A 26,375-nucleotide genomic window follows, 5' to 3' on the forward strand; every position below is an offset into this window, starting at 1 on the left:
GCCTAAAATCGCTCCACTGGAGCGATTTTGCCTGCGGCTCGGCTTCGTGCCATTCGGGCATAGCCCTTATGGCCTTCTCGCCTAAAATCGCTCCACTGGAGCGATTTTGCCTGCGGCTCGGCTCGAAGTGTCGCAGTATGCTTTGCACTGTTGCGCCATTTCGGCCTTGCGACTATCTTCCGCGCGCGTCGGACCCCTCCGTTGAGGTCGATTTTCCATTGGGATATCGAAAGTTGGGCCGGGTTCGACTATCGTCCACGGGGATGGACCGGCAGAGAGACCAAATGGATTCGTTCGAGCTTAACAAGATCATGGGCGCCGTGCTGGGCACGCTGTTGTTCGTCATGGGCGCCGGCTTTGTCGCAGAGGCCATCTACCATCCTATCGAAGGTCGCGGCCCGGGCTATGCCCTGCCGGAGCCGGAAGCAACCGAAGGCGGTGGCGAAGTCGCCGCTGCGGAGCCCGAAGTTCCCCTTGGCGTGCTGCTGGCCAGCGCGAGCGCCGAGCGCGGTGCTACCGCCGTCAAGAAGTGCGCCGGCTGCCACAACTTCGGCGAGGGCGAAGGCAACAAGCAGGGGCCGCTGCTTTATGGCGTGGTCGGCCGACTCGAAGGCAGCCATGAAGGCTTCGCCTATTCGGACGGCATGATGGCCCACAACGCTGCCGGCGACACCTGGACCTACGAGAACCTCAACCACTTCCTGACCAAACCGAGCGACTACGTGCCCGGCACCAAGATGAACTTTGCCGGTGTCCGCACTGCCGAAGAGCGCGCCGACATCCTGGCTTACCTGCAGACATTGTCTGCCGACCCGGTGCCGTTCCCGGCCGCCGATGTCGCGCCGGCCGAGGGTGGCGAAGCCGCTGACCCCGCAGCGCCAGCCGCCGAGGCCGCCGGCACGCAGCAGCCCGACGCGACTGCCCCGACCGATCCGGCCGCAGCGCAGCCCGAAAACGCGGCTGAACCGGCTGCACCGGCCGCGGTCACCGATACGCCGACCACCACGCAGAGCGAAACCCCGGTTGAAGGTACGCCGACCACCAGCGGCACCGAGCCTGCCCCGGCAGCGCCCGCCACCAACTAGGCTTTATCGCAATACCGTATTGTTCAAGGGAGCCGCGCCCGGAAGGGTTGCGGCTCCTGGCATTTTTGGAGGGACCAAAGCATGTTGCTGCTACACCTGTCCGATGTCGATGAGGCCAGCTGGGCCGACAAGCTGCGGGCTGAACTCGCCCCCTACCCCGTGGTGCGGCGCGGCGACGCGTTCGACCCCAGCGATGTGCGCTACATCTTCGTGTGGAAGCCAAAGCCGGACGCGTTCGATGGACTTAATGGCCTCAAGGCCGTCCTGTCGCTAGGCGCGGGGGTGGATGCGCTGCTCAGGCACCCCAAGCTGCCCGACGCACCTATCGTGCGGTTCGTCGATGACGATCTCAGCCAGCGCATGAGCGACTATGTCGTTGCCCATGTCACCATGCACCATCGGCTCTATACGCGCTTCCGTGCCGACCAGAAGGCCAAGCGCTGGAGCCAGCTCTATCCGCCGGCGGCCTCCGAAACCACCGTGGGCATAATGGGTATGGGCGTTTTGGGACAGGATGCAGCCAAGCGCCTGCTGCCCCTTGGCTTTACCCTGCGCAGCTGGAGCCGCACCCCGAAGACCATCGGCGGGGTCGAGGGCTTTGCAGGGACAGAGAGCTTCGACAGGTTTCTTGCCGGCACCGACATTCTGGTCAACCTGCTGCCCCTGACGCCGGAAACCTCGGGCATCCTCAACTACGAGACCTTCAGCAAGCTGCGGCGCGACAAGCTCGATGGGGGACCGGCCATCGTCAACGCTGCGCGCGGCGGGCACCAGCGCGAGGCCGACATCGTCCGGGCCTTGGGTGACGGCACGCTGGGCGCCGCGAGCCTTGATGTGTTCGAGACCGAGCCGCTGCCAGAGAGCAGCCCGTTATGGGCTATCGAGAACTGCTACATCACGCCCCATATCGCGGCGATCAGCAACGAGAAGAGCGGCGTCGCCTATTTCAGCAGGATCATCCGCGCGCATGAGGCAGGCGAGCCCCTGATCAATGTTGTGGACCGCGACCGGGGCTACTGACGCGATTGTTATCGCGGTCAAGGCGCGAAATTCACCCTTGTGGGCGATAAGGAGCCGACCACAGCCAAACAGCAAGGCCCGGATGACCGAAACGACCAGCCAGCCACAGAAGCTCAAGCTCTATGACCGACTGAAGATTGCCACCAAGCACCGACTGGCAGAGCCCATACTGGCCCTGCTGTGCTTTCTCGAAGCAATGATCCTGCCCATCTTTCCGGAGATCATGCTGGCGCCGATGATCGTGGCCGATCGCAGCCGGGCCTGGCGTCTGGCGGGCATCTGCACAGTGTCGTCAGTCGCAGGCGGCCTGGCCGGCTACGCCATCGGCTTCTACCTGTTCGACAGCATCGGCCGCGCCATCATCGACTTCTACGGCGCCGGCGACGGCTTCACCTCGCTGCGGCAGAGCTTCAATGAGAATGGGCCCCTGATGATCATCATCGGCGCCATCTCGCCCATTCCCTACAAGGTCATCACCATCACCAGTGGCGTGGCCGGGCTCGATCTGTGGACCTTTGTGCTCTACGGGTTGCTGGGCCGCGGCCTGCGCTATTTCGTGCCCTGCGGGCTATTCTACTTCTTCGGCAAGGCGGCCAACGCGTTCATCGAAAAGCACAAGGCGGTGGCCGGATGGGGCATGCTGGTGCTGGTCATCGTTGGCTTCGCGATGGCGCCGCTCCTCTTCCCCAAGGCGGAGACCGAGCAGGTGCAGGAAACGGTCGAAATCATCGACCACGCGACACCCTAGAATTCAAGAACCCAATACTGGCCATTGAGACTTGCACCGAAGGACTGATGGCGATCCTCGCGCTGCAGCGTGAAACCGGCGGCCTGATAGATGCGTCGAGCGGAGACCAGACAGTCCTGGGTCCAGAGCATGACGCGCCGATAGCCTGAGGCACGCGAGAAGCGAACCGCTTCTTCGACCAGTCGCTTGCCTATACCGCGGCCACGGAAGGCCGGCTCGGTATAGAGCATCCGCAGCTGCGCGGTGCCGGGTTCCTCGCTCGCCGGAATGATGAAGACCGACCCGGCAACCTCACCGTCCTGCTCCGCTATCCACAGGGCCTTGGACGGCTCGGCGGGCGCGGCTTCGTATTCGGCATAGATGCGGGTGATGAGGGTCTCGAACTCGGCGTTCCACCCCTGCTCCAAGTGATACAGCAGGGCCTGGCGGTGAATAAGCCAGCCGATTTCGCCAACACGAGGGGGGCGAAGGATCAGCGGCGCGTCGCCGGGCTCGCCCAGTACGGACTCGATGCGCCGCATGGCGCCGATCAGGTCGCGGCGGCCGAATTCTTCGAGCGGTTCGAGCAGGCTGCTGGCGGCGGCGGCGTCGCTCATTGCATTGAGGTGGCGAAACATGGCGTCTCCCTCCGGCGTGAGGGCCAAGGGGGTGGCGCGGCGGTCGCCGCTGCGGGGCAGAACGGCGACGATGCCCTGATCGACCAAGCGCAGGACCAACCGGCTCATCTGGCCACGATCCATGTCCAGTTCCTCGGCAATTGCCGAAGACGTGGCGTGGCCGCGCCGCCCCAGCTCATAGATGACCCGCGCCTCGCTCAGGCTGTGCGGGCTCTTGTGCATGCCCTCTTCGAGCAGACCAATGATCCGGGTGTAGAAGCGGTTGAAGGCGCGCACTCGCGCAACGTCGGCGGCACGGACGGACATGGCCCGACTCCAAAACAACTATTGACACAGTCAACTATGTCGTTGTCGGAGTCAACTATTGTGGGTAGCGTTGTCTCAGGACGCCATAGACGGCGCGAATGCCCTGGTCTGTACCGCCGACGGGGCGCGACGGGCGCGCCTCAGGGGCCCAGCCGAAGATATCCAGATGCACCCAGGCCGCCGCGTTAGCGACGAAGCGGCGGAGGAACAGGGCCGCGGTGACCGAACCGGCAAAGCCGCCACTCCCCGCATTGTTCACGTCGGCGATCTTGGAGCTCATCATCCCATCATAGGGTGACCACAACGGCATCTGCCATAACGGGTCGTCGGCAGCAGCTCCGGCCTCCATGAGCGCCCGCGCCAGGGCGTCATCGGTACTGTAGAGCGGCGGCAGATCGGGACCAAGCGCAACCCGGGCAGCACCGGTCAGGGTAGCCATGTCGAGCAGCAATTCGGGGCTTTCCTCGTCGGCCAGGGCCAAGGCATCAGCCAGGATCAGCCGGCCCTCGGCATCCGTATTGCCGATTTCGACCGTCATGCCCTGGCGCGAAGTGAGCACGTCTCCTGGGCGGAAGGCGGCGCCGGCAATCGAGTTCTCGACGATCGGGATCAGCACGCGCAGGCGCAGGCGGAGTTTGGCCGAAACAATGGCATGGGCGAGGCCCAGCACATTGGCCGCTCCGCCCATATCCTTCTTCATCAACAGCATGCCGGAAGCCGCCTTGATGTCGAGGCCACCGGTGTCGAAGGTCACGCCCTTCCCGACCAGGGTGACCTTGGGATGGCGCGCATCGCCCCAGCTGAGATCAACGAGACGCGGCGCCTGCACGCTGGCGCGGCCAACGGCGTGGATCATCGGAAAGTTGGCGCGCAAGAGGTCGTCGCCCGCGATGACCTTGATCTTCATCTTGCGGGCTGCGGCAAAGGCGCGGATCTCGCGTTCGAAGGCATCCGGGCCAAGGTCGTTGGCCGGCGTGTTGATCAGATCGCGCGCCAGAACTGCCGCTTCGACAAGGCGGGCGACTTCGTCGGCATCGGCACGGCCGGGAATGGCCAGCTTGGGGGCAGCGCGCCCGCTGCGATAGCGGTCGAAGCGGTAGGCACCCAGCTGGAAGCCGATCGCGGCCAGCGTGGGATCGCCATAGGCACCCTCGAGCCGGTAGGTGCCAGACCCCAGGGCCGCACCCGCCAGGCCAGTGACCAAAGAGGGCCTCTCTGCTGCATCACCGAGGCCAAACAGGTAGCCGGCAAGACCGCCATCACCAGCGGGGAGCGCCAGCAGGCGCCCGCGCTGGCCGGCAAAGCTGTTGGCTTCGGCCCAAGACCTGTGCGCTTCGGGTAATTCGGCCGCCGCCAGTTCGCCGTCCTCGACGCAGATCAGCGGCGTGATTTTGGTCCTGGGCATGGCGACTCCGGCAGGGGTGGAACCCCTTCTTGTACCGGGCCAGGTCCGTGGCGGCAACGCGGGCAGACGGGCCGTTTTAACCGGGTGTTAGGGTTAATGATTTATTGAACGCTGTCGTGCCGCCCTGGCCGAGGAGTTGCTCGTGACGCCGCTGAACCGCCTTCGCAAACCGCTGCGCAACCTGCTGCTGGCCGGTGTCGCGGCCGTGGCGATCAGCGCCTGCGCCTCCAACCGGGGCTCGATGCCGTCGCCGGACTATTCCGGCATGCCGGCTGCTCAGAGCCAGCAAAGCCTGGCCGAGCTTACCGCCCGCTACAAGTCCAATCCCAAGGACAAGGGTATAGCCATTGCCTATGCCGCCGCGTTGCGCGCGGTTGGACAAAGCCAGCAGGCCGTCGCGGTGCTGGAAATCAGCATGAACCAGTATCCGGGCGACGCCGATGTGACGGTAGCCTATGCCAAGGCCCTCACCGCCGAGGGGCGGTTCGACCAGTCGCTGCAGGTATTGGACAATATCATCCGCCCCGAAGCGCCGGACTGGAATGCCCTGCTGGTCAAGGGCGCGACGCTCGACCAGCTGGGCCGAAACCAGGAAGCGCGCGCGATCTACGGACAGGCGCTGATCTTCGCCCCGGGCGAGGCTTCGATCGAAGCCAATATGGGCCTGAGCTATGCCATGACCAACGAATTGCCGGCCGCCGAACAGCATTTGCGGCGGGCCGTGCAGATGCGGGGCGCGACCAGCCGGATCCGGCAGAACCTGGCGCTGATCGTGGGGCTGCAGGGGCGCTTCGAGGAGTGCCGGGCGATCTATGCCGCCGAGCTGCCGCCGGAGCAGGTGGAGAGCAACATGGCCTATGTGCGAGCCTTGCTCACCCAGCAAAACCGCTGGGACCTAATCGACAAGGGCTGACGGGCGCCCAAGCCTGCAAGCCGCGCGTTGGCCTCAGCCGCCACCCACCGTGCTCGCCACCGGACCGCCGAAGACCTTGATCATGGCTGGGGCCATGATGACGATAAACAGCACCGGCAGGAAGAACAGGATCAGCGGGACGGTCAGCTTGGGCGGCAGCGACGCGGCCTTCTTCTCGGCCTCCATCATGCGGCCCTCACGGCCCTCTTCGGCCATGACGCGCAAGGCCTGGCCAACCGAGGTGCCGTAGCGATCGGCCTGGATCAGCGCGGTCATCACCGACTTGACCCCATCAAGCCCAGTACGGCGGCCCAGATTGTCGTAGGCACGCCCGCGGTCTTCGAGGAAAGCCAGCTCCGCGGTGGTCAGGGTCAGCTCTTCGGCCAGCTCGACACTCTGTGCGCCGATTTCCTTGGCGACGCGCTTGAAGGCGTGCTCCATCGACATGCCCGCCTCGACGCAAAGCAGCAGCAGGTCAAGACAATCGGGCCAGGCCTTTTTGATCGAGGCTTGACGCTTGGAGGTGGTGTTCTTGAGCAAGAGGCTGGGCAGGTAGACGCCGACCAGGCCAGCGCCGATGGCATAGACCAGGTTGAGATAGAGCGGCCGCTCGCCGGGAGAGACGAAGACGACATAGATCGCCACCAGGACGAAGATCACCAGCGGCGTCACGAAGCGCATGAACAGGAAGGTGGTCAGGTGCCCCTGGCCGCGATAACCGGCCATGGCCAGCTTGTCGACCGTCGCATCGTCCTGGAACGCCTTCTTGAGGTCGAAGCGCTCCACCACATTCTTCATGTAGGTCTTGGTTTCGGCGTTGCGGCGAATCCCGCGCCCCTCGGCCACCGCACCGCCGCGCAGGCGCGCCATTTCCTCGGCGCGCATCTTCTCGCGTTCGAGCGCGACCCGCTTGATGCGGTCGCGCATCTCGGATTTGACGATGAAGCTCGAGCCGAAGGTGAAGACGACGGCGGCCATGGAAATGGCGGCCAGGATGGCAATCAGGGAATCGCGCTGGGTGAGGAGCTCGACGATGTTCACGGCAACACTCCCAACTCAGTAGTCGAACTGGATCATGCGGTTCATGATGAAGATGCCCAGGGCCAGCATGACCACGCCGACGCCCAGCCAGATATGGCCCAGATCGGTGAAGAACAGCGGCGCCAGGTAGGACGGCGACACCACGCTCACCAGCATGCCCACGACGAAGGGCAGAGAGCCAATGATGCCGGCCGAGGCCTTGGCTTCGGACGACATGGCCTTGATCTTCTGCTTCATCTTCTTGCGGTTGCGCAGGACCTTGGCCAAGTTCCCCAGCGCCTCGCTGAGGTTGCCGCCCGCCTGCTGCTGCACGGTGATAACCACCACGAAGAAGTTGACCTCGGGCAGTGGCACCCGGTCGAGCAGCACCGTCACGGCCTCGGTCATGGACATGCCGAAGGCCTGTTGGTCGAGTACGCGCCCGAACTCTGACTTGACCGGTTCCTTGGCGTCCTTGGCCACCACGCGGATGGAGTCATTGAGCGGCAGGCCGGTCTTGACGCCGCGCACGATGGCCTCGACGGCATTGGGCAGTTCGTCGAGGAACTGGTTCTGGTATTTCTTGCGCTTGCGGCCAACCCACCAGCGCGGCAGCAGGTAGCCAGCGGCCAGAGCGAAGACCGGCGCGAGGTAGATCGGCACCTGCACGAGCACGAGGATCACCAGCACCACGCCGCCGAAGATGATGCTGTTGCGGATAAAGGTCGACGGCGCGATCGTCATGCCCGCCTGGAACAGCAGTTGCGGCAGCTTCAGGCGCTTCTTGGCGTTGAGCGCGTCGGTCTGGGATTTGAGCGCCTGCTGCACGCTCTTGCGCCGCTCGTCGCGGCTGCGCGCGGCGCTGGCCTCCAGGCGGTTGGCGCGGAGGTCACCCTGCAGCGCCTTGCGCCGCTTCTCGGCACGGCCGCCACCCAGCGCGGAGGGCACGAGGGCAAAACCCGCCGCCGCAACGGTGACCATGGCCAGGATGACAAGCAGGATCGTGGTCATCAGGAATCCAGCAGCTGGTGCTGCTCGCTGTTGGACTTTTCGAGGGCCTCGACGAGATTGGCTTCCTCATTGAAGTAGCGGGCCCGTTCGGCGAATTGCGGCTTGGTTATGCCGGTCGAGCGGTGCTTGCCCACCAGCATGCCGTTACTATCCTCGCCCAGGATGTCGTAGAGGAAGATGTCCTGGGTGACGATCACGTCGCCTTCCATGCCGAGGATCTCGGTGATGTGGGTAATGCGGCGCGAACCGTCGCGCAGGCGGGCGGCCTGGACCACGACGTCGATGGACGAGGTGATCATTTCGCGAATGGTGCGGCTGGGGAGGCTGTAGCCGCCCATGGTGATCATCGATTCAAGACGGCTGAGCGCTTCGCGCGGGCTGTTGGCGTGCAGCGTGCCCATCGATCCGTCGTGGCCCGTATTCATCGCCTGGAGCAGGTCGAATGATTCAGGGCCGCGGACTTCGCCGACGATGATGCGTTCGGGGCGCATACGCAGGCAGTTCTTGATGAGATCGCGCATGGTGATCTCGCCTTCGCCTTCCAGGTTCGGCGGACGGGTTTCGAGACGAACCACATGCGGCTGCTGCAGCTGCAGTTCGGCCGAATCTTCGCAGGTGATGACGCGCTCGTCCTTCTCGATGAAGGCGGTGAGGCAGTTGAGCAAGGTGGTCTTGCCCGAGCCGGTACCGCCCGAGATCAGCACATTGGCGCGGACGCGGCCCAGGATGCGCAGCACTTCGGCGCCTTCTGGCGAGATGGAGTTGTACTTGACCAGCTGCTGGAGGGTCAGCTTGTCCTTCTTGAACTTACGGATGGTGAGTGCGGCACCGTCGATGGCCAGCGGGGGCGCGATGACGTTGACGCGCGAGCCGTCTGGCAAGCGGGCGTCGCAGATCGGCGAGCTTTCATCGACGCGGCGGCCAACCTGGGACACGATGCGCTGGCAAACATTCATCAGGTGGGCGTCGTCGCGGAAGCGCACGTTGGTGAGACGCACCTTGCCGGCGACTTCGATGTAGCACTTCTGCGAGCCGTTCACCATGATGTCGGCGATGTCGTCGCGGGCCAGCAGCGGCTCGAGCGGACCATAGCCCAGCACGTCGTTGCAGATGTCCTCGAGCAGGTCTTCCTGCTCGGAAATGGACATGATGATGGACTTGAGCGCGATGATCTCGGCGACGATGTCGCGGATTTCCTCGCGCGCCGCGTCCTGGTCCATGGTCGCGAGCTGGCTGAGGTCGATGGAATCGATCAGCGCGTTGAAAATGGCGGACTTGGTGTGGAAATATTCCTTGTCGCGCGCCGCATCGGCGGGCGCGCGGACATCGAGCACCTCATCGCCGGCCCGCATGCGGGAGCCCATGGCGTCGCTGTCGGAGCTGCGGCGCGCCGGCGCTGGCGCCTCGACCCGCGGTGGGGGCGCACTGGGGACCGGACGCGGCATTTCGCCGACGCCCGGGGTGTTGCCGCCAAAGGATGTGCGCTTGCCAAACATGGTCGTCCTACCGTTCGAGAGCCCGAGCCGCCTCAGGCCCGCTTCTTGAGGAACGAGGGCAGCTTCATCAGGCTCGATGACTTGCCCCCGGCATGGGTTGCCTGCCGCCCGGTCACATGCATGCCGATGGCGCGGTAGACGTCGTTGATCTTGTTGTTGGCCGCCACCTCGGCGATCATCTGGCCGTTATTGGCAGCGGTGCCGAACAGCGCCGCATCAAAGGGCAGCTGGCCGATGAGCTGGCATTCCACCGAGCTGGCGAATTCGCCTGCATTGATCTCGGGCCGGCGCGGCATGGCCACCTTGTTGAGCACCAGGCATGGCGCATTCTCGGTGGGGCGAAGGGCCCTGACCGTGTCAGCAAGGTTCTTGGCATTGCGCAGGTTGGCCAGGTCCGGCTCGGCGACGATGACCACCTCGTCCACGGTGGCCAAGGTCTGGCGCACCCAGGCATTCCAGGCATGGGGAATGTCGAGCACGACCATGGGCATGGTGTTCTGGCACAGTTCGAGAACCTGCTCGAATTCGCGCTCTTCGAAGTCGTAGGTGCGGTCCAGGGTGACCGGCGCGGTCAAGAGGCTGATATGGTTGGCCGCCTTGCTCATCAAGCGATCGAGCATGGTCTGGTCGACCTTCTGGTTGGCCATCAGGGCGTCGGCCAAGCCATGGGGTGGATCCTGGTTGAAGTTGAGGCCGGCAGTGCCGAAGGCCAGGTCCATGTCCAGGATGAGGCTGTCCTGCCGCAGGGCTGTAGCAATGGCCCAGGCGACGTTGTGCGCCACGGTCGAGCTGCCGGCACCGCCCTTGGCCGAAACAAAGGCCACGGTGCGGCCGATGGGAGCGGCATTCTCGGACGCGAACAGTTCGGTGATGGCGCTGACGATCTGCTGGGCCGTTGCCGGCAGCACGATATACTCCGAAATGCCCGAGCGGATCAGCTCGCGATAGAGCAGCACGTCATTGACATGACCGAGCACCACGACACGCGTGGAGGCGTCGCAAACCTCGGCCAGCCGTTCCAGCGCCACCGGAACTTCGTCCGGCGCCAACAGGGTCTCGACGATAATCAGGTTGGGCGTGGGGTTGGATTTATAGGTCTCCACCGCGCCGTCGATGCCGCCATTGTGCGTCGTCAGCGCCACCTTGGACATGCGCCGGTCATGGATGGCGCTTTCGACCAGTTGGGCAGTCTGGGAATGCTCGCAGAAGGCCTGGATGGTGATGCGGGGAATGAGCCGGGCGCCCGGTGAAATGTCGGCTGCGGGCTCTTCGGTCCGCTTGGGCTCAGATGACAGGAAACTCATTAAACCATAACTCCTTGGGGCCGGCCTCAGTCGAGGACGAAACCGACCGAACCGCTGAACGTGCCGCGCATCTCGCCGCTTCCGGCGACCCCGTACATGGTCTCCAGCTTGCCCAGGAAGATGGCTTCGGCATCGCTGGCGACGGTGCTGCGGTCGGTGGGCACCGGGATTGAATTGGCCGGGCTTGAGGTTACGAGGTAGGGCGTGACCAGGATTACCAGTTCGGTCTGCTCGGTCTGGAAGTCGCGCGAGCGGAACAGCGCACCCAGGATCGGAATATCGCCCAGGCCAGGGAACTGATTGATCTGCTGGCGAGCGGTCTCCTGGAGCAAGCCGCCAATCGCCAGTGTCGTGCCGGTCTGCAGTTCGACCGAGGTATTGGCCTGGCGCTTGGTGATCGAGAAATCGGCCTGCGGCTCGGATACCGAGGTATCGACAGTCAGGGCGATGACGCCGTTCGACTTGACGGTTGGGGTGAACGCGAGTTCCACGCCATATGGCTTGAAGATGACGGTTTGGGTCTGGTTGGTGATATCGTAGGTCGAATAGGGCAATTCGCCACCCGCCAGGAACTTGGCCGGCTGACCGGAAATGGCCGTCAGTGTCGGCTGGGCCAGGACGCGCAGTGCGCCACGTCCCTCGAGGGCCCGGATGGCGGCCTCGATCTGGACGCCCCCGATATTGAAGCCGGCATCGATTCCGCTCGGGGTGAACGTGTTGTTCATCGGCACGTTGTTGAAGCCGAAGTTGGCCGTGCCAATGCTGAAGGCGGCGCCCAGGTTGATGCCGAACTGCTTGGCGACGTCGCGCTTCACTTCCGACACGGTGACCTGGAGCATGACCTGCTGGGCACCCGCGACGTCCAGAATATTGGCGACGTTGTCCGGGCCACCGGCAAATTGCACCGCCACCTGGGTCGCCCGTTCGCGGTCCTCTCCCGAGAGCACGTTGCCCGTCAGCACCACGCGATTGGTACCGCCGCCCAGGGTGACCGATTCAACATGGATATTGGATCCGGGAATGATGCGCGCGAGCGCCGCCTGCAGCGCGTTGCCCACCTGGGACGGCTCTTCGATCACCTTGACGTCGAGGACCGCAATCGTCTGCCCCCGGTCATCGAGGAAGAAGATATTGGTGTCGCCCCCGGTAATGCCCTGAATGATGGCCCGCGTGCGGGTGCGCATGATGGCGGCGGCCACCGATGGCTGCGAAACGATGACCTCGGCAGCGCCTGCGGGCAGGTCGACCAGGGCGGTCTTGTTGATCTCGACCTGGAACTTGCGCGTGGCACCATAGGCGGCCGGGCTGATGGTAACCTGGGTTTCCTGAGCGATCGTGGCAGTTGCGCCTGCGGAGCCCAGCAGGCCGAGGGCCAGCAGCGGCACGACGATCAGACCGGCGGCGCGGCGGCGGAACATGGTGAACGGATTGGTCATGATCATCTCCGCCCCTACTGGGGCACCACCTGTGGTTCGACGGACGTGCCGGACTGCGGCGTCATGGACTGGTTGGTCGTCGCTGGGTCGACCTGGTTGCCGGCAAGCACCGACTGCTCCTTGCCGAAGCGGATCAGCCGGACGGTCTGATTGGAGTTCCCAGCCTCGGCGACGGTGGTCTTGTTGAAGTCGACGACCGACCGCAGCGCCAGCGACAGCTGGCCCAGGCTGGAGGCGTTGATCAGCGTTTCGGCCTGGCCGGGGCTGAGTTCGAGCGTGGCAATTGTCGAACTGTCAAAGGTAACGGGCGTCGGCGCCGGCGCGTTGGGATCTTCCTGGCCGCCGCTGGTGCCCATTTCGCCAAGGCGGGCGCCGATGGCCAACACGCGGACATTGGAGAGGATGACCCGAGACTGCTGCCCGGTATCGGTCTGGGTCGTCAGCACCACGTCGACATGGTCGTTGGGGACGATGAACCCACCGGCGCTGGTTTCGGCCGAAACGCCGACCGAAACGCCACGCATACCCTCGGCAAGAACGGCTGAGAGGTAACCCTGATCGGCCCGGACCAGCTTGGCCTCACGGATGGGCTCGCCCGGGAAGAATTCGAAACGGGCAACGGCGCCCTTGAGGTCAACGGGCGCATCGGGCATGGCAGAGATGGTCACGTATTCGGGGCGAACAGCGCCCTCGGGCCAATCCTGCCACTCGACCGAAGCCTCGCTCAGCCGCTCGCCCATGCCGATCGGGCTCTTGGCGACCAGAATCTGGGTCTTGGCCTCCTGGACCACCTCGGTCTGCACGACCTGTTGCGGCGCCGGACGGCTGCCACGGGTGACCAGGAATGCCGCCAGGCCGCCGGCGACAAGCGCCACAAGCAACAGGATGATACGCGCCGGCTTCATAGCCTCACTCCGGTTATACGCGGGCGCAAAAGCCCAGTTCCACCGGATGAAGTCTGAACGCAAAGGGTCAAAGTTTGGTTAACCGGAGCTTTGCGGATGCGGTTAACAATATGTAAATTTTAGCTTTTTGCCTTTTGGCCAGCAAAAGACGACCGCCTGTTGCGGTTTACTGTCTCAATCGCACCCGTTTACTTCGGACAGCGTGATCAGGCGACGAGACGTTCGAAAATGACTGAATTGGAGTAGGTCAGCAGGCCGGCGAGGGCCAGCGCGATGCCATAGGGCACACCGCTTTTGCGGTCATGCAGGCGTTCCAGCCAGCGATAGCGGGCCAGGAAGGGCGTCAGCGGCATGCGCCGCAATGCCAGGATGGCGAGGGTCAGCACGCCGCCAAGCAGTGCAGCGTAGACCAGATAGGGCACGGTTAGGCCAAAGCCGAGCCACAGGGTCGTGGCCGCAGCAAGCTTGGCGTCTCCGCCACCGATCACCCTGACCGCGAACAGCGCAAAGCCGGCAGCCAGCACGACCAGGGCGCAGGCCACGTGCATGGCAAACTGCTGCAGCGGCAGATTGATGGCGATAGCGACCACGAAGAAGCAGGCGACGAGGAACAGGACCAGCTTGTTGGAGATGCGCATGGTCAGCAAATCGGAGGATGCCGCGAGAGCCATCGCGGCCGGAAAGAGCAGCAATGCAACCATGGACATTTCTTCCTCCCTCTCGGAAACGAAACCTCGTCCGTCACAGTGCCAGCGCGCCGTTAAGAAAGCTCAAATAGAAAGGGAGGAGCACATGCGCTCCTCCCTGGATCATTCGATCTATCGAATGCCGCTTACGGCACGTCGACGTCGAGCTGGCCGGCGATACCGTTGAACAGATCACCCAGATTGGTACCCAGCGTGGTGGCGGCAAGAATGATGCCGACAGAGATCAGAGCGGCGATAAGGCCGTATTCAATTGCGGTCGCGCCAGACTCGTCCTGCGCGAAACGTGCGAAGATGTTCATTCCCAGGCTCCATTTTTACGTCATCAAGGACGTCATCGTTCGACACGTCAAACATCGAACATCGCCAACCTAGGGTGCAGGTCTTGAAATTGCGTTAATTGATATGCGGATCGAACAACGTCTCGTCGGTGATTTGCTATCGTTTTCAGCGAGTTAACGAGACACCTTGCATTTTACATATCCATGCGGCACCGCGGTATATTATTCAAATTTGAGCTGATATTGGCACAATGCGAATTGGCTCAAGAACACATTTGCATTTATTGCCATTGCTTTGGTTCTTTTCATCGCGCACGCCCGTGGTTGTTGTGCCTCGAGCATTTGCCAAAAATAAACCATTCTGCCGGAAAGTGTGGGGATCGAGTATCAGTACGCCGGAACCGCCCATGCGCCACACGCTAGTTGCCGCCTTCGCACTTTGCCTCTCGCTGGCAACGGGTTTGGCCCCAGCACCGGTCAGCGCCCAGGAAGGCGCGCCGATCAACGTCAACGTCAATATGGCGCGCATCCTGCGCATCAATACCGCTGCAGCCACCGTCATCGTGGGAAATCCGGGCGTGGCCGATGTCACCATCCAGGACCCGCAGACGCTGATCCTGACCGGCAAGAGCTACGGCCAGACCAACCTGATCGTGCTCGACAGCGCCGGCAATCCGATCGCGGATACGCTGATCGAGGTGGTCCAGATGCAGGCCGGCATCGTCACGGTTTACCAGGGGCAGGCCCGCACGAGCCTGGCCTGCGCGCCGGTTTGCCAGCAGGTCGTGATGATGGGCGATGACGCGACCTTCTCGTCCCAGGTGGTGGCTTCGACGCAACTGGTCCAGCAACTGGCCAACTGACATTCACCCCAAGTTAACCGTTACGGCAGTGACCCGTCCGCGCAGGGCCGGTCATAACCTTCGGTTATCCATGCAAAGCTAGTGTCGCGGCGTGACAACCGGGCGCCGACACATGACTGGCACTGCTGCATTGCCAACGGCTCGATCTCCGCTTCGGCGGTGGCGCGGTTTTGCGCGTGACGAAAGCGGCGTGACGGCGATCGAGTTCGGGCTGCTGGCCGTTCCTTTCTTTTCCATCCTGGGCGCAATTCTGGAGACCTCGCTGGTGTTTCTCTCCGGCCAGGTGCTCGAAAGCGCCGTGCAGGACGCCAGCCGGCTGATCCGTACCGGCCAGGCGCAGAGCGCGGGCATGAACGCCGCCGCGTTCAAGGACCTGGTCTGCGACGGCACATTCGGGCTCATCCGCGACTGCAATGGCCTGCATGTCGAGGTCAGGGTCGTCAACACGTTCAATGACGTGAACGTCTCGGCGCCGGTCAACTGGACCTGCGCCGCGCCGGGTCCCGGGCAAACCCAGGCTCAGGCGGATGCGGCCTGCGCGACTTGGACCCGGCCCGAGGGTTATTCACCCGGCGTGGGCTCGAGCATCGTCACCGTACAGGTCTACTACAAGTGGCCGGTTATCGTGCCCTTTGGCGGCCTGGGACTGTCCAACCTGCCGGATGGGCGCCGCGTATTGGGTGCGGCCGCCGTGTTCCGCAACGAGCCGTTCATATCGTGAAGGGCGTACTGGCCAAGATGCGCCTGCTGCGGCTGGGCGAAGCGGGTACGGCAGCGGTCGAATTCGCGCTGGTGCTGCCCGTCATGCTGATGCTCTATATCGGCTCAGTGGAAGTCACGGGACTGATTTCGGTCGACCGCAAGCTGCAATCGGCGGCCGGTTCGCTGGGCGACCTGGTTGCGCGGTCCGACACGACGATTACGGCCGCGACGCTCAAGGATTATTTCAAGGCCGCTGGCGGCATCATGACGCCCAATCCCGTCGCGGGCCTGCGCCAGGTCGTCACCCAGGTGCAGGTGCTGGCCGATGGCACGACCAAGGTGGTCTGGTCCCGCCAATCTCTGAACGGCACCTATAGTACTGGCCCGCATGCCGTTAATGCCGCCTTCCCTCTTCCTGTCGCCATGGTGAACATCGCCAAGGGCAAATATGTCATCGTGGCCGAGGGCTATTACGACTACACCCCGCTGTCCGGCTTTGCCTTCAACCAGACGGTCAACCTCTACCGCGAAAACTACTTCATGCCGCGCTTCGGCGGCAGCATCACGCTCAACTAGCCCGACTTGCGCCGACCTGGCGCCCATGCCAAAAGCCGCCCATTCTCTCCCTCCCCGGCGGTGTGCTCATGAACGATACGCTTGTCCCCGTGTTCGACCTTGGCGGCGTGTTCGTCGACTGGAATCCGATGTACCTGTTCCGCAAGCTCTTCGACACCGAGGAGGATGCGCAGTGGTTTCAGGACAATATCTGCACCCTGGCCTGGAACCTCGAATTCGACGCCGGCGAGATCTATTCGGAAGGCGTGGCCAAGCTCATCACCCGCTTTCCCAGATATTGGCGCGAAATCCAGGCCTATGACCTGCGCTGGAAGGAAACGCTGGGCGAATTCATCCAGGGTACGATCGATATCCACAACGAGCTGATCGAGCAGGATATCCCGACCTTTGCCATCACCAACTTCTCCTGGGAGAAGTGGATCAGCTGCCTGGGTGAATGGCCGTTCCTCGAAAAGTTCGACGGCGTGATCGTTTCGGGTCTCGAGGGCCTGGTGAAGCCCGACCCGCGCCTCTACCGCGTCTTCTGCGAGCGCTATTCGCTGGCGCCCGACAATTGCGTGTTCATCGACGACAGCGAACAGAACATCGTCGCGGCGCGCAAATACGGCATGAAGGGCATCCACTTCAAGGATCCTGCGGCGCTGCGGCAAGAGCTGATCGGTCTGGGGCTACCGCTCAAGGCGAAGTAGGCGACTTTACCTCGCCCCTCCGGGGAGAGGTCGGCGGCGCAGCCGCCGGGTGAGGGGACTTTACTGGGTGAGGTGTGCGCGGAGAGACCCCTCACCCGACCCTGCGGGTCGACCTCTCCCCGGAGGGGCGAGGTAAGAACTGGACCCTACTTCGTGCCGTACATGCGGTCGCCCGCATCGCCCAGACCCGGGACGATATAGCCCTTGTCGTTGAGATGGCTGTCGATCGATGCGGTAAACACCGGCACGTCGGGGTGGGCCTTGGTGAAGTTCGCCACGCCTTCTGGGGCCGCGAGCAGGCACAGGAAGCGGATATTGTTGGCGCCGCGTTCCTTGAGCTTTTCGATCGCCGCCGTCGCCGAATTGCCGGTGGCCAGCATCGGGTCGACGACGATGATCAGGCGATCTTCCAGGTTCGACGGCGCCTTGAAGTAATACTCCACCGGCTCCAGCGTCTCGTGATCGCGATAGATGCCGATATGGGCGACGCGGGCGGCGGGGACCAGATCGAGCATGCCGTCGAGCAGGCCGTTGCCGGCGCGCAGAATCGAGGCAAAGACCAGCTTCTTGCCCTTGATGGCAGGGCTGTCCATCTGCGCCATTGGCGTCTCGATCGGGATCATTTCGAGTTCGAGATCGCGCGTCACCTCGTAGCACATCAGGTGGGCAATCTCGCGCAGCAGGCGCCGGAAACCGGCGATCGAGGTCTCCTTGTTGCGCATGATGGTGAGCTTGTGCTGGATCAGCGGGTGATCGATGACGGTGACGTTGCTCATGGAAACCACCCTTGTTCCGCTACAGGAAGGACTTGCCGTGGCGGCCGGGCGCGAGGCCGAGCCAGTGGGCAATACTTTCACCTATATCAGCGAACGTCGTGCGAATGCCAATCTCGCCTTGTGACAGGCTTGGGGAAAAGACCAGGATCGGCACCTGTTCACGCGTGTGATCGGTGCCCGGCCAGGTCGGATCGTTGCCATGGTCGGCGGTCAGCACCAGCAGGTCGTCATGGCGCATCTTGGCAATGGCTTCGGGCAACCTCGTATCGAAATATTCGAGGGCCGCGGCATAGCCCGGCACGTCGCGGCGGTGGCCATACTCACTGTCGAAATCGACGAAGTTGGTCATGATGAAAGCGTTGTCGGCGGCCATTTCCATGGCATCGAGCGTTTTGTCGAAGAGCTGCGGGAGACCGGTGCCCTTGATCTTGTGGGTTACGCCATGGCCGGCATAGATGTCGGAAATCTTGCCGATGGCATAGACCTGATTGCCGGCCGCCTGGTTGCGGTCCAGCAGGGTCGGCTCGGGCGGCGCGATGGCGAAGTCGCGACGATTGCCGGTGCGCTTGAAGCTGGTCGCATCGTCGCCGACGAAGGGACGCGCGATGACGCGACCAATCATCAGCGGCGCAGTCAGCTCGAAGGCAATCTGGCAGATTTCATAGAGGCGTTCGAGGCCGAAGGCGCCCTCGTGCGCCGCGATCTGGAACACGCTGTCGATCGAGGTGTAGCAGATGGGCTTGCCCGTGCGGATGCTCTCTTCGCCCAGCGCCGCGATGATGTCGGTGCCCGAGGCATGCTTGTCGCCGAGGATGCCGGGGAGCTTGGCCCTGCTGACGAATTCGGCGATCAGGTCGGGCGGAAAGGTCGGCTCGGATTGCGGAAAGTAGCCCCAGTCGAAGGGAACCGGCACGCCGGCAATCTCCCAATGGCCCGACGGCGTGTCCTTGCCGCGCGACACTTCACGGCCAACACCGAAGCGGCCGCCTTTCGCGGTGGCAGAAAGACCCGGCGGCAGGGTGCCGGTCGATAGCTTGATGGCGGCGCCAATGCCTAGGGCGTCCATATTGGGTACGTTGAGCGGACCGGAGCGCAGGCCATCGCGATCGGCCCGGCCGGCGGCTGCCCATTCAGCAATATGGCCGAAGGTGTTGGAGCCCGTATCGCCATATTTGTCGGCGTCAGGTGCGCCGCCGATGCCGACGCTGTCGAGAATGCAGAGAATGGCGCGTGGCATGAGAGACTCCTGATTCAGGTCTACCACCGGTTGGTTTTGTTAGCTCGGCGAAATGGTGTCGGCGATCAGCGGAAAATCGGGCACGCTGTGGCCGAGGCGATAAGCGGATTTGAGGCGGGCTTCGGCGTCGGCGGCAGTGGCCTCGTCGCGCGCATGGATGCGGGCGATCGGCGTTTGGGCGTCGACCGTGGCCCCGAGACCCAGCAGGCGGTCGAAGCCTACCGTGTGGTCGATGGTATCGGTGGGCATGGCGCGGCCGCCGCCCAGGGCGACGACGGCCATGCCGACGCCGCGGGTGTCGATCTCGGCAATAGTCCCCTGCCCCATGGCGAAGACGTCGCGAATAACAGGGGCGGGCGCCAGATGGCGATCCATGTTCTCGACGAAATCGGCGGGACCGCCGAGGGCCGCGACCATGCGGCTGAAACGTTCGGTCGCGCTTCCATTGTCGAGGGCATGGTCGACCATGCGCCGGGCCTGGGTGACGTCGGCCGCGACGCCGGTCATTGCAGCAACCTCGGCGCAAAGGGCCAGCGTCACCTCGCGCAGGCGCGCATCCTGGTGTCTGCCGGTGAGGAAGTCGACGGCGTTGCGGACTTCGAGGCCGTTTCCAGCGGCACTGGCCAGCGGCTCGTTCATGTCGGTAATAACAGCGCCGGTCTTGAGGCCGGCGCCGTTGGCGACCTCGACCAGGCTCCGGGCCAGGTCGCGCGACTTGTCCAGCGTCGGCATGAAGGCACCAGAGCCGGTCTTGACGTCGAGGATCAGCGCGCCGAGACCGGCCGCGAGTTTCTTGGAGAGGATCGAAGCTGTTATCAGCGGTATGGATTCGACCGTGCCGGTGACGTCGCGGATGGCGTAGAGCGTCTTGTCGGCCGGAGCGAGGTCAGCGGTCTGGCCGATAATGGCGCAGCCGGCTTCCTTCACCACTTTGCGGAACAGCGCATTATCGGGGCAGGTCGTATAGCCGGGGATAGCGTCGAACTTGTCGAGGGTGCCGCCGGTATGGCCGAGGCCCCGGCCTGATATCATCGGCACGTAGATGCCGATAGCGGCCAGGATCGGCGCCAGCATCAGCGAGACGTTGTCGCCGACACCACCGGTGGAATGCTTGTCGGCGACGGGGCCGTCGAGGTCGGACCAATCGAGCACCGTCCCACTGTCGCGCATGGCCACGGTCAGCGCCACGCGCTCGGGCATGGTCATGTCCTGGAAGTAGACCGCCATGGCAAAGGCCGCGGCCTGAGCGTGGGAGACTGCGCCCTGGGCGAAGCCGGCGATGAAGTCGGCGATTTCGGCAGGGGCAAGGGCTTCGCCGTTGCGCTTCTTGAGGATGATTTCTTGGGGGAGGAAGACCATGGGTGGGCTTTCTGCGGCCGGTGTTTGTTGCTGCACCCCCTCCTAGCCTCCCCCATCGAGGGGGAGGTATCTCTCCACTCGTTGGGCTCGATCCAGTCCACCCACCGGGCGGCACCTCCCCCTTGATGGGGGAGGTTGGGAGGGGGTGATGGGCTTAAGCCCCGTACGGAATCCAGACGTTCTTGACCTGCGTGGCGCGAGCCAGGAAGTAGTCGCCCTCGAAGCGGCGATCGGCCAGATCGTAGTTCAGTCCACGCGTGGTCCAGGTCTGCTTGAGGTTGGTGACCGAGGCCTTTTCGACCATCGTCGAGGCCTCGGCCGAACCGGCAAACCACAGGGCGTCGACGCCGTCGTGTTCGGCCAGCGTCTTGGCCAGGGCCACGCTGTCACCGGTGACGATGTTGATCACGCCCGAGGGTACGTCTGACGTTTCGATGACCTGATAGAGGTCGGTTACGCTCAGCGGCGACTGGCTGGATGGCACCAGAACCACCGGATTGCCCATGGCCAAAGCCGGGGCGATGAGCGCAATGGAGCCGAGCAGCGGCCGCGCCGATGGGGCGACGATGCCCATGACGCCGAGCGGCTCGACCATGGCGGCGGCGACAGCGCGGAGCGGCGGATTGTGCACGGCTCCGTCATACTTGTCGGCCCAGCCGGCAAAGGCGAAGAGACGTTCGACCGACAGGGCCACTTCGTCGGCCCCGTCCTCGCCGGTCTGCGCCTTGATGCGGGCGGCGAATTCGTCGCGGCGATAGTCGAGGTTTTCGGCAAGGAAGTAGAGGATTTGCGCACGCGAATGGGCTGCCGTGGTCGACCAGCCGAGCGCCGCACGGGCGGCTTCGACGGCGTTGCGGATGTCCTTGCGATTGCCGTCGCCGACTTCGCCGATCAGCTTGCCCGAGGGGTCGAGCACGGCGCGGGAATAGCCGCTATCCGGGCGGGCCTGCTTGCCGCCGATATACATCTTGGCGGTCTGGTCGAGATGGCTGTCGTCGAGCGGATTGGCCGCCTTGGCGGCGACGACCTTAGCGGCGGGAGCGGGCTTTAGCTCCTTTTCCCACGCGGGCTTGAGATAGCTGGCCATACCTTCGCGGCCACCCTCGCGGCCGAAGCCGCTTTCCTTATAGCCGCCGAAGCCGACGGCCGCGTCAAAATTGTTGGTGCCGTTAATCCAGACCACGCCGGCCTTGATCTTGGGCGCGATATCGAGGGCGAGATTGATGTTCTCGCTCCAGATGGTCGCGGCCAGCCCATACTTGGTGTTGTTGGCCAAAGCCACGGCTTCCTCTGGCGTGCGAAAGCTCATGGCGACCAACACCGGTCCGAAGATTTCCTCGGCAACGAGCGTATTGGCGGGCGAGACATTGGTGACCAAAGCCGGCTTGAGGAAGCAACCCTTTGCCGGCACCGACCCATCGGCCTCATAGATGACAGCGCCTTCGGCGGCGCCGCGCTTCATCAGGTCCTTGATGCGCTCGACCTGCACCGGGGCAACCAGCGCGCCAATGTCCACCGACTTGTCGAGCGGATCGCCGACGCGCAGGCTCTTCATGCGCGTCTTGAGCTTGGCGATGAAGCGTTCCTCGATGCTCTCCTGCACCAGCAGGCGGGAGCCGGCGCAGCAGACCTGGCCCTGATTGAACCAGATGGCATCGACCAGGCCCTCGATGGCGCTGTCGATATCGGCGTCCTCGAAGACGATGTAGGGCGACTTGCCGCCTAGCTCGAGGCTCAATCCCTTGCCGGAGCCGGCCGTGGCGGCCCGGATAATCTTGCCGACTTCGGTCGAGCCGGTGAAGGCGATCTTATCGATATCAGGGTGGGTGACGATGGCGGCGCCGGTATCGCCCTCACCCGTCACGATGTTCACAACACCCTTGGGCAGGCCGACGCGGTCGCAGATTTCGGCGAACAGCAAGGCGGTCAGCGAGGTGAATTCGGCTGGCTTGAGCACCACCGTGTTGCCCGCGGCCAGCGCCGGGGCGATCTTCCAGGCCAGCATCAGCAGCGGGAAGTTCCACGGGATGATCTGACCGCAAACGCCATAGGGCACGGCGTCGGGAAATTCGCGGCTCAGATGCTGGGCCCAGCCGGCATGGTGGTAGAAGTGGCGGGCAACCAAGGGAATATCGATGTCGCGGCTTTCGCGGATCGGCTTGCCATTGTCGAGGCTCTCGAGCACCGAGAACAGCCGGCTGTGCTTCTGGATGGCGCGGGCGATGGCGTAGAGGTATTTTCCGCGCTCGTAGCCGGACAGGGCCGACCAGGTCTCGAAGGCCGATCGAGCCGCCTTGACCGCGGCGTCGACGTCTTCCGCCGTGCCATCGGTGATGTCCGCAAGCTTGTCACCGCTCGCCGGGTTGTCGCTGGCAAAGGTCTTGCCCGGCTTGGTCCATTTTCCATCGATGAAATGGCCGAACTTGCGGCCATGGCTATCGAGCCAGGCAATGGCTTGCTCCGGCGCCTCGGGGGCCGGGCCGTAATCGAGCGACTGGAAGATTTGCGCGATCTTGTTCATTCGTTTCCTCCGGGTCCGTGCAGCGGACCTCGTGGTTCGACAAGCTCACCATGAGGTCCGAACGGGTTCGGTGCCTCAGGGAGCCCTCATGGTGAGCTTGTCGAACCACGAGGGCGATAGGCGCCTTAGACCATCGGCTGGCGATAGTCGGCCGAGTAATGCCCGGTCAGCCCGTGTTCGAGCTGCCGTTCGATATCGGTCAGCAGGCTCGATGCCCCAAACCGGAACAGATGCGGCTGCAGCCAGTGGGTGCCCAGTTCTTCCTTCATCAGCGCCATGTAGTTGAGCGCGTCCTTGGTGTGGGCAATGCCGCCGGCGGGCTTGTAGCCGATCTCGATGCCGGTTTCCTCGGCGAACCAGCGGATCATGCGGATCATGGTCAGCGAGGTCACGAGGTTGGCGTTGACCTTTTCCTTGCCGGTCGAGGTCTTGATGAAGTCCGCACCGGCCAGCATGCACACCAGGCTCGCCTTGGCGATATTGGTCTGGGTGGCGAGTTCACCGGTGCCCAGGATGGTCTTGATATGGGCGTCGCCGCAGGCTTTGCGGAAGGCTTTGACCTGGTCGTAGAGCGCCTGCCAGTCGCCGCGCAAAACCATGCCGCGCTCGATGACGATGTCGATCTCCTTGGCCCCGTCGGCCACCGACATCTCGATTTCCTTGATCTTGGTTTCCACGGGCGCCAGGCCATGCGGGAAGGCGGTGGAGACCGCCGCGACCGGAATGCCGGTACCCTCGAGCGCGTTCACCGCTGTCTTGACGAAGGTATGGTAGACGCAGACGGCGCCGGGCAGGATGCGCAGGTTGCCGACGCCGAGGTTGTCGAGAATGTCGGAGCGCAAAGGATGCCGCGCCTTGGCGCAGAGGCGCTCGACCCGGCCATCCGTATCGTCGGAATTGAGCGTGGTGAGGTCGATCAACGTAATGGCCTTGAGCAGCCAGGCGAGCTGATAGTCCTTCTTGACGGTGCGGCGCGCGCCGATGCTGCCGGCGCGGCGTTCCAGCGCCGATCGGTTCATGCGCACACGTTCGACCCAGTCTAGATCGAGCGGATAGCCCGGATTGCGCTTGTGCGGCGTTTCGGTGTGCTTGGTATCGACGACCCTCAGGCTCATAGCTCCTCCACTAGCGCGGGTATCAGCTTTTTCAGCTTGTCCGCGCCCTGCACTGCCATGGTCTTGGTGTGCTCATGGCTGATGTTCTCGGTCGACAGGCCCGCGCCCATATTGGTGATGGACGAGCAGGCCCAGACCTTCATGCCAAGGAAACGTCCCAGGATCACTTCGGGTGCCGTCGACATGCCCACGGCGTTGGCACCCAGGCGAATGGCCATCTGGATTTCGGCGACCGTTTCGAAGCTCGGGCCGGAATACCAGAGGTAGATGCCCTCGCCGAGGCGGATATCGAGTTTCTCGGCCAGGCCCTGCGCCTTGGCGCGCAGGTCGGGGGCATAGCAGCCGACCATGTTCACAAAGCGGCGGTCGGTCGGTTCGCCGATCAATGGGTTCATGCCGGCATAGTTGATGTGATCGGAGATCAGCATCAGGTCTCCCGGGCGGAAGCGTTCGTCGAGCGAGCCCGCCGAATTGGTCAGCAGCAGCGTCTGCGCCCCCAGTTCGGCCATGGCCTCCAGCGCCGGGCGCATGGCCGCGGCATTGCCATGTTCGTAATAATGCTCGCGGCCGGTAAGAATGGCGACGCGCTTGCCGCCCATGCTGCCGATCAGGAGGTCCCGGCCATGGCCGGAGACGCCGCCGCCGGGGAAGCCCTTGAGCTCGGAATAGGGGATGGCGACCTTGTCGCCAAGCAGGTCGCCAATACCAGACAGGCCCGAGCCGAGAACGATGGCAGCCGCGATGGGCTCCTTGCCTGCGATCTTCTGGATGGTCTTGGATGCTTTGGTCATTTGGGCAGGTATTCCGGTCCGAAAGAATGCGGCAGCAATTGTTCGAGCGTGCAGACCAGCGGTTCGCCTTCCACGCCGTGCGAAATGACCGGCACGGTCAAATCGGCGAATTCGCGGATGCGTTGTCTGCATCCGCCACAAGGCGTGACAGGGGACGAGCCGGGGCCGGTGACATAGATGCGGGTGATGCGCTTGCCGCCACCGGCAATCATGGCCGCGATGGCGGAAGCTTCGGCGCAGTTGCCGACGGGATAGGCGGCGTTCTCGATATTGCAGCCCGAATAGATCTTGCCGTCATCGGCGAGGATCGCAGCCCCAACGGTGAAGCGCGAATAGGGCGCATAGGCCTTGGCGCGAATGGCTTCGGCGGCCTTGAACAAGGCCTGGTCGGTCGGGGTTTTGGGCATGCGAAGTCCTATCAGTAGACCTCATCCTGAGCCTGTCGAAGGACGAGGTCGTGGCGAGATCGGTGCACCCGACCCTGTGGTTCGACAAGCTCACCATGAGGTCTCAGATGGGTCGTCGAGCGCTAGCGCTCCTTGGTATAGGGCACGCCGCCGGCCTTGGGGCCAACGGCCTTGCCGATGAAGCCGGCGAGCAGAATGACGGTCAGTATGTAGGGCAGCGCCTGGATGGCCTGCACCGGCACTTCGATGCCAAACAGCTGCGCGCTCTGCAGGCGGATCTGCAGGGCATCGAGGAACCCGAAGAGCAGGCAGGTGAACATGGCCGGCACCGGCTTCCACTTGGCAAAGATCAGCGCGGCGAGAGCGATATAGCCCTTGCCCGCCGTCATGTTGTTGCCGAAGCCGGAGCCCTGGGCGATGGAGAAATAAGCCCCGGCGAGACCGCAAAGCAGGCCAGTGATGATGACCGCCTGATAGCGGAGCTTGACCACCGAAATGCCGGCCGTATCCACCGCCTTGGGATTTTCGCCCACGGCGCGCAGGCGCAGGCCGAAGCGGGTGCGGTACAGCACATAGGCGGTCACCGCCACCATGATGAAGGCGATATAGACCAATAGATAATGGCCCGAGATCAGGTCCGAATAGATCGGGCCCAGGATCGGCACGCCGGCCAGTTCAGACGCGAATGGCAGGGTGATCGGCGAGAAACGGCCGCCCTCGCCCAAAGCCGGCGTCCTTCCACCCTGGGAGAACCAGGTCTGGCCCAGGAAGGTGGTCATGCCGGCGGCGAGCATGTTGATGGCGACGCCGGCGATCAGCTGGTTGCCCTTGAGGGTGATGGCCGCGACGCCCTGCAGCAAGGCCGTGCTCAGCGACACGGCCATGCCGGCCAGCAGGCCCAGCCAGGCCGAACCGGTAATGGCGGCGACAGCGCCGGCCGCAAAGGCTGCGGCTAGCATCTTGCCTTCAAGGCCGATGTCGAACAGGCCCGCCCGCTCGGAATAAAGCCCCGCCAGGCAGGCCAGCAGCAGCGGCGTCGACAGGCGGATGGTGGCATCGAGAATGGAGAGGACGCTGGCAAGATCCAT

Annotated in this window: 26 protein-coding genes; 8 read left to right on the forward strand and 18 right to left on the reverse strand. The window is 63.7% G+C overall.

Annotated elements, in window-relative coordinates; translation table 11 throughout:
• Positions 1–284 precede the first annotated feature (284 nt).
• From JI749_RS00005 to JI749_RS00015, 3 genes are all read left to right on the forward strand, one after another.
• Positions 285–1,085 carry a c-type cytochrome gene (locus JI749_RS00005; protein WP_201656925.1) on the forward strand — a complete coding sequence of 267 codons (801 nt, stop codon included), beginning with the start codon at positions 285–287 and terminating at the stop codon, positions 1,083–1,085.
• Between the two features lie 81 nt (positions 1,086–1,166).
• Positions 1,167–2,105: a 2-hydroxyacid dehydrogenase gene (locus JI749_RS00010; protein WP_201656928.1), complete on the forward strand. Its 939-nt coding sequence runs from the start codon at positions 1,167–1,169 to the stop codon at positions 2,103–2,105.
• A gap of 82 nt (positions 2,106–2,187) precedes the next feature.
• Complete coding sequence (locus tag JI749_RS00015; RefSeq protein ID WP_201656931.1) at positions 2,188–2,853, forward strand: YqaA family protein; 666 nt, start codon at positions 2,188–2,190, stop codon at positions 2,851–2,853.
• Here the strand turns inward: JI749_RS00015 and JI749_RS00020 are convergent.
• Together JI749_RS00020 and JI749_RS00025 are read right to left on the reverse strand one after the other, a co-directional pair.
• Entirely contained in the window at positions 2,850–3,776 is a 927-nt protein-coding gene (locus tag JI749_RS00020) for a bifunctional helix-turn-helix transcriptional regulator/GNAT family N-acetyltransferase (RefSeq protein WP_201656934.1), read from the reverse strand. The two genes, JI749_RS00015 and JI749_RS00020, sit on opposite strands and share 4 nt — an antisense overlap.
• A gap of 55 nt (positions 3,777–3,831) precedes the next feature.
• Positions 3,832–5,181: a leucyl aminopeptidase family protein gene (locus JI749_RS00025; protein WP_201656937.1), complete on the reverse strand. Its 1,350-nt coding sequence runs from the start codon at positions 5,179–5,181 to the stop codon at positions 3,832–3,834.
• Positions 5,182–5,323: 142 nt separating this feature from the next.
• Here JI749_RS00025 and JI749_RS00030 point away from each other — a divergent pair, with 142 nt between their 5' ends.
• Positions 5,324–6,094, forward strand: a complete 771-nt coding sequence (locus JI749_RS00030) for a tetratricopeptide repeat protein (RefSeq protein ID WP_201656941.1) — start codon at positions 5,324–5,326, stop codon at positions 6,092–6,094.
• A 33-nt stretch (positions 6,095–6,127) separates the two neighbouring features.
• Here JI749_RS00030 and JI749_RS00035 read toward each other — a convergent pair whose 3' ends face one another.
• The 8 genes from JI749_RS00035 to JI749_RS00070 form a co-directional block, all read right to left on the reverse strand.
• Positions 6,128–7,072: a type II secretion system F family protein gene (locus JI749_RS00035; protein WP_201662356.1), complete on the reverse strand. Its 945-nt coding sequence runs from the start codon at positions 7,070–7,072 to the stop codon at positions 6,128–6,130.
• A 78-nt stretch (positions 7,073–7,150) separates the two neighbouring features.
• Positions 7,151–8,125, reverse strand: a complete 975-nt coding sequence (locus JI749_RS00040) for a type II secretion system F family protein (RefSeq protein ID WP_201656944.1) — start codon at positions 8,123–8,125, stop codon at positions 7,151–7,153.
• A complete protein-coding gene (locus JI749_RS00045) occupies positions 8,125–9,621 on the reverse strand; it encodes a CpaF family protein (protein WP_233280808.1) in 1,497 nt (498 codons plus the stop codon). Before JI749_RS00045 ends, JI749_RS00040 begins: the two co-directional genes overlap by 1 nt.
• A gap of 32 nt (positions 9,622–9,653) precedes the next feature.
• Positions 9,654–10,925, reverse strand: a complete 1,272-nt coding sequence (locus JI749_RS00050; protein ID WP_201656947.1) for an AAA family ATPase — start codon at positions 10,923–10,925, stop codon at positions 9,654–9,656.
• Between the two features lie 26 nt (positions 10,926–10,951).
• A complete protein-coding gene (locus JI749_RS00055; RefSeq protein ID WP_201656950.1) occupies positions 10,952–12,361 on the reverse strand; it encodes a type II and III secretion system protein family protein in 1,410 nt (469 codons plus the stop codon).
• A 14-nt stretch (positions 12,362–12,375) separates the two neighbouring features.
• Positions 12,376–13,266: a Flp pilus assembly protein CpaB gene (gene cpaB, locus JI749_RS00060; RefSeq protein ID WP_201656953.1), complete on the reverse strand. Its 891-nt coding sequence runs from the start codon at positions 13,264–13,266 to the stop codon at positions 12,376–12,378.
• A gap of 206 nt (positions 13,267–13,472) precedes the next feature.
• Positions 13,473–13,973 (reverse strand): A24 family peptidase, encoded by a 501-nt coding sequence (locus tag JI749_RS00065; protein WP_201656956.1) that lies wholly within the window; start codon positions 13,971–13,973, stop codon positions 13,473–13,475.
• Between the two features lie 125 nt (positions 13,974–14,098).
• Positions 14,099–14,272 carry a Flp family type IVb pilin gene (locus JI749_RS00070; RefSeq protein ID WP_201656959.1) on the reverse strand — a complete coding sequence of 58 codons (174 nt, stop codon included), beginning with the start codon at positions 14,270–14,272 and terminating at the stop codon, positions 14,099–14,101.
• Between the two features lie 386 nt (positions 14,273–14,658).
• Here JI749_RS00070 and JI749_RS00075 point away from each other — a divergent pair, with 386 nt between their 5' ends.
• The 4 genes from JI749_RS00075 (at position 14,659) to JI749_RS00090 (ending at position 17,081) form a co-directional block, all read left to right on the forward strand.
• Complete coding sequence (locus JI749_RS00075) at positions 14,659–15,114, forward strand: pilus assembly protein N-terminal domain-containing protein (protein WP_201656962.1); 456 nt, start codon at positions 14,659–14,661, stop codon at positions 15,112–15,114.
• Positions 15,115–15,304: 190 nt separating this feature from the next.
• Positions 15,305–15,835, forward strand: coding sequence for a TadE/TadG family type IV pilus assembly protein (locus JI749_RS00080; protein ID WP_201656965.1), 531 nt, complete (start codon positions 15,305–15,307; stop codon positions 15,833–15,835).
• Complete coding sequence (locus tag JI749_RS00085; protein ID WP_201656968.1) at positions 15,832–16,392, forward strand: TadE/TadG family type IV pilus assembly protein; 561 nt, start codon at positions 15,832–15,834, stop codon at positions 16,390–16,392. Before JI749_RS00080 ends, JI749_RS00085 begins: the two co-directional genes overlap by 4 nt.
• Positions 16,393–16,460: 68 nt before the next feature.
• Positions 16,461–17,081, forward strand: a complete 621-nt coding sequence (locus tag JI749_RS00090) for an HAD family hydrolase (RefSeq protein ID WP_201656971.1) — start codon at positions 16,461–16,463, stop codon at positions 17,079–17,081.
• A 146-nt stretch (positions 17,082–17,227) separates the two neighbouring features.
• On the opposite strand, the gene upp is transcribed toward JI749_RS00090, so the two are convergent.
• From upp to JI749_RS00130, 8 genes are all read right to left on the reverse strand, one after another.
• Positions 17,228–17,857 carry a uracil phosphoribosyltransferase gene (gene upp, locus JI749_RS00095; RefSeq protein WP_201656974.1) on the reverse strand — a complete coding sequence of 210 codons (630 nt, stop codon included), beginning with the start codon at positions 17,855–17,857 and terminating at the stop codon, positions 17,228–17,230.
• 19 nt (positions 17,858–17,876) lie between these two features.
• Positions 17,877–19,094, reverse strand: a complete 1,218-nt coding sequence (locus tag JI749_RS00100; RefSeq protein WP_201656977.1) for a phosphopentomutase — start codon at positions 19,092–19,094, stop codon at positions 17,877–17,879.
• 39 nt (positions 19,095–19,133) lie between these two features.
• On the reverse strand, positions 19,134–20,453 hold the full coding sequence (gene deoA, locus JI749_RS00105; RefSeq protein ID WP_201656980.1) for a thymidine phosphorylase: 1,320 nt from the start codon (positions 20,451–20,453) through the stop codon (positions 19,134–19,136).
• Between the two features lie 154 nt (positions 20,454–20,607).
• Entirely contained in the window at positions 20,608–22,974 is a 2,367-nt protein-coding gene (locus JI749_RS00110) for an aldehyde dehydrogenase family protein (protein ID WP_201656983.1), read from the reverse strand.
• A 125-nt stretch (positions 22,975–23,099) separates the two neighbouring features.
• Positions 23,100–24,089 carry a deoxyribose-phosphate aldolase gene (deoC, locus tag JI749_RS00115; protein ID WP_201656986.1) on the reverse strand — a complete coding sequence of 330 codons (990 nt, stop codon included), beginning with the start codon at positions 24,087–24,089 and terminating at the stop codon, positions 23,100–23,102.
• Positions 24,086–24,880 carry a purine-nucleoside phosphorylase gene (locus JI749_RS00120; RefSeq protein WP_201656989.1) on the reverse strand — a complete coding sequence of 265 codons (795 nt, stop codon included), beginning with the start codon at positions 24,878–24,880 and terminating at the stop codon, positions 24,086–24,088. The genes deoC and JI749_RS00120 overlap by 4 nt, the downstream gene beginning before the upstream one ends.
• The gene (locus JI749_RS00125; protein WP_201656992.1) at positions 24,877–25,287 is read right to left on the reverse strand and encodes a cytidine deaminase; all 411 of its coding nucleotides are present in this window, start codon (positions 25,285–25,287) and stop codon (positions 24,877–24,879) included. The genes JI749_RS00120 and JI749_RS00125 overlap by 4 nt, the downstream gene beginning before the upstream one ends.
• A gap of 122 nt (positions 25,288–25,409) precedes the next feature.
• Positions 25,410–26,375: an ABC transporter permease gene (locus JI749_RS00130; RefSeq protein ID WP_201656995.1), complete on the reverse strand. Its 966-nt coding sequence runs from the start codon at positions 26,373–26,375 to the stop codon at positions 25,410–25,412.

Source organism: Devosia oryziradicis (assembly GCF_016698645.1).
Classification (GTDB): domain Bacteria; phylum Pseudomonadota; class Alphaproteobacteria; order Rhizobiales; family Devosiaceae; genus Devosia; species Devosia oryziradicis.